A 3,411-nucleotide genomic window follows, 5' to 3' on the forward strand; every position below is an offset into this window, starting at 1 on the left:
CATGAAGTTGACACATGGATGTTTTTTAAGTGGGTGTTCAAAACCTTTGTGGCTGTGATGATCCTGACGAATACCTTCAATATCGTGCTGGCGGTCTTTGATGTGAGCCAGCATGTGATCCAGCAGTCAGCGGGCATTATCCAGAACGGGACAGAAATCACGCCGGATGTGCTGGACAGTCTGCGGACAGAGCTTGAGGCGATGGAGTTAGGCCCTCTGTTCGGACTCTGGCTCCAGTCCTTCCTGATCCAGCTTACCATGATCGCCTTAAACATCGTGATTTTCGTCATCGTATATGGCCGTATGATTGAAATTTATTTACTCACAAGTTTAGCGCCGATCCCGTTTGCCACCGTCCCCAACAGGGAAACCGGACACATGGGGCAGAACTATTTCCGCTCCCTCTTTGCGGTGGGCTTTCAAGGTCTATTGATCTTAGTCTGTGTCGCCATCTATGCGGTGCTGATCCAGAGTATCGCCACCGACGGCGACCCCATCGGGGCGATCTGGGGATGCGTGGGATATACGGTGTTGCTGTGTTTTACCTTATTCAAAACAGGCAGTCTTGCAAAATCCATCTTCGGCTGCCATTAAGAGACTTCGGGCCATGTTGACCCGAAGCGGAAAGGAGAAATCCATGCAGGAAAAAACTGCGGGCGGAACACTAGCCGCCCCTTTGAAACTGGATGTAAGCGTGCGGGTCATCGAACCTGTGAAAAACCTCATGGGCTTTGCCAGCGTGAAATTCAATGACTGTTTTGTGGTGGAAAATCTGAAAATCGTACAGGGCAGCAAGGGCCTCTTTCTTGGGATGCCCAGCCAGCCGGACGGAAAAGGCGGCTACCGGGATATGGCCTACCCTGTCACAAAGGAGTTCCGGGAACAGCTCAATACCGCTGTTCTGCAAGCCTATGAGGCAAAGCTGGAACAGATGGCGGAGCGCGGCTCTGTGGGGCGTGCGTCTATCAGCGACCAGCTCAAAGCCGGGAAAGCGGCTGCCGAACAGGCAAAGGCAGAACGGCCTCCGAAGGAAAAACCCAGCCGCAGCGCAGAGCGTTGATCTCGGGCCATGCTGGCCCGAAGCAGAAAGGAGGCGGGAACCATGCCACGCAAACGGACGGGCTATGACGCGGCCTGCTACTATGACGGAAAACTGCTGGGCCGCTGTACCAAAGCGGACAGCGACGCCTATACCCTGTTGATGAACGCCTGCGGCGGGGAGGCCGCCCGGGTCCTGCGGGAATATGCCTATTTTTCCCCGGAACTGAAAGCCATCTTAGAAAAGGCGGCGCTCATGCAGGCGGACCGGAGCCGGACGGGCGGAATGTTCCATGCGCCGAAAAGTTCCCCGTGGGGCGAGGTGCAGAGCTGTGAAACCCTCTGTCCGGGGGTGTTTCTGGTATCTACCGCCAGCCACGGCGGAACGATGGTGGCAAATGAGGTAGCCGCCGTCCTCTCTCCAGCGGCGAAAAAGTGCGGCTTCAAGGATAAGGGCTATATTTGCTATGAGGAGGACGCACAGGAAAGCGTAGTGCTCCGGGAGCTGCTGGACAAAAAGCTGTGGAAAATCCCTGACCGCATTAAGGACAAAGGACAGTTTGAAGAAAAACTCAATCAGTCCATCCGGCAGTATCACCCCGAATACTGGCGGGCAAGGCAGAGCGGACGAGAGGCCGCCGAGGCTGCCCGCAGCACAGCCCCGGCCAAAGAGGCCGCAAGATAACCTCGGGCCATGCTGGCCCGAAGCAATAAAGGAGGTGTACCAAAATGGCCTATGTGCCAGTACCAAAAGACCTTTCCAAAATCAAGACAAAGCTGGCCTTCAACCTAACGAAGCGCCAGCTTGTTTGTTTTTCCAGCGCGGCGGCGGTGGGCCTCCCGGCTTACCTGTTTTCCCGTGGCAGTATCGGGAACAGTGCCGCCATGTTCCTGATGATCGGCCTCATGCTCCCGTTCTTCTTTCTGGCTATGTATGAACGAGACAGTCTGCCGCTGGAAAAAGTGCTGAAAAACATCATCCGCACCCGGTTCCTCTATCCCCGTGTGCGGCCTTACAAAACCGAAAACTTCTATGCGCTGCTTAGCGCCAGAAAGGAGGCGCAGCCGATTGCGAAACAGCAGAAGGGCCGGAAAGCCCGCAGGCAAAAAGCCTGAAAAGCAGGGCCTTCTCGGCCTGTTCACAAAGGGAAAGAACATTCCCACCACCGCCCAGCAGACCCTCCCTTACCGGGAAATGTACCGGGATGGGGTGTGCCGGGTAGCGGACCGCTATTACACCAAAACCATTGAATACGAGGACATCAACTATCAGCTCGCACAGTCCGAAGATCAGGCGGCCATCTTTGACGGGTGGAGCGCCTGCCTCAACTACTTTGACAGCAGCCTTCCGTTCCAGCTTTCCTTCCTCAACCACCGGAGCCGCCCGGGCAGCCGGTACAGCGTGAACATCCCCATGCAGGACGATGATTACAACAGCGTCCGGTGTGAGTATGTGGAAATGCTGGAAAACCAGATCGCCAAAAGCAACAACGGCATTGTCCGCACAAAGCTCCTGACCTTCGGCGTGAATGTGGACGACCTTTCCACCGCCAGGGCAAGGCTGGAACGTGTAGAGGCGGACATTTGCGGGAACTTCAAAAAGCTGGGCGTCAAGTGCCGATCCCTTTCGGGGTTGGAACGGCTGGAGCTTCTTCACGGGCAGCTCCACCCCGGCAGCGGCTCCCCCTTCCGGTTTTCATGGGATATGATCCCCAAAACCGGGCTTTCCACCAAAGACTTTATCGCCCCGGACAGTTTCGATTTCCGTTTCAGCCGACTGTTCCGGGTGGGGACGACCTGGGGCGCTGCCTCCTACTTGCAGATTTTGGCCTCGGAGCTCTCGGACAAGCTGCTGGCGGAGCTTTTGGAAATGGATGCGGAAATGACCATCACCCTCCATATCCAGACCGTCGATCAGGCCGCTGCCGTAAAATCCATCAAGGCCAAAGTCTCCGACATTGACAAGATGAAGGTGGAGGAACAGAAGAAAGCCGCCCGGGCCGGGTATGACATGGACATACTCCCGCCCGACCTTGTGACGTACAGCAACGACGCAAAGACTCTCTTGGAAGATTTGCAGAGCCGGAACGAGCGAATGTTCCTGCTGACCTTCCTTGTAGTGAACATGGCCCCGACCCGCCGGGAGCTGGACAACGACCTGTTCACGGTATCTGGTATCGTCCAAAAATACAACTGCACCTTGAAGCGGCTGGACTTCCAGCAGGAGGATGGTTTTCTTTCCAGCCTTCCGCTTGGCCATAACGGCATTGAGATCAAGCGCGGCATGACGACCAGCTCCACGGCCATTTTCGTTCCCTTTATGACGCAGGAGCTCCGCATGGATGGCGAAGCCGTCTATTACGGGCTCAACGC

General features: G+C 56.0%; 5 protein-coding genes. All 5 read left to right on the forward strand.

Features of this window, described 5'->3' with window-relative positions:
- The coding region (locus tag H8711_RS13355; protein ID WP_249283842.1) for a VirB6/TrbL-like conjugal transfer protein, CD1112 family at positions 1 to 594 on the forward strand (594 nt) is incomplete at its 5' end.
- Between the two features lie 43 nt (positions 595 to 637).
- Entirely contained in the window at positions 638 to 1,060 is a 423-nt protein-coding gene (locus H8711_RS13360; RefSeq protein ID WP_249283847.1) for a septation protein SpoVG family protein, read from the forward strand.
- A 42-nt stretch (positions 1,061 to 1,102) separates the two neighbouring features.
- Positions 1,103 to 1,723, forward strand: a complete 621-nt coding sequence (locus H8711_RS13365) for a DUF7007 domain-containing protein (RefSeq protein WP_256880809.1) — start codon at positions 1,103 to 1,105, stop codon at positions 1,721 to 1,723.
- Positions 1,724 to 1,767: 44 nt separating this feature from the next.
- Positions 1,768 to 2,154, forward strand: a complete 387-nt coding sequence (locus tag H8711_RS13370; protein ID WP_195280404.1) for a PrgI family protein — start codon at positions 1,768 to 1,770, stop codon at positions 2,152 to 2,154.
- A gap of 19 nt (positions 2,155 to 2,173) precedes the next feature.
- The coding region (locus H8711_RS13375) for a VirB4-like conjugal transfer ATPase, CD1110 family (protein ID WP_430413580.1) at positions 2,174 to 3,411 on the forward strand (1,238 nt) is incomplete at its 3' end.

It is taken from the genome of Ligaoa zhengdingensis, from assembly GCF_014384885.1.
Lineage (GTDB): Bacteria > Bacillota > Clostridia > Oscillospirales > Ruminococcaceae > Ligaoa > Ligaoa zhengdingensis.

Excerpts from the sequence above, each read along its gene's own strand:
- H8711_RS13360 (WP_249283847.1), top strand. The coding sequence starts at position 638 with ATGCAGGAAAAAACTGCGGGCGGAACACTAGCCGCCCCTTTGAAACTG.
- H8711_RS13370 (WP_195280404.1), top strand. The coding sequence starts at position 1,768 with ATGGCCTATGTGCCAGTACCAAAAGACCTTTCCAAAATCAAGACAAAG.
- H8711_RS13365 (WP_256880809.1), top strand. The coding sequence starts at position 1,103 with ATGCCACGCAAACGGACGGGCTATGACGCGGCCTGCTACTATGACGGA.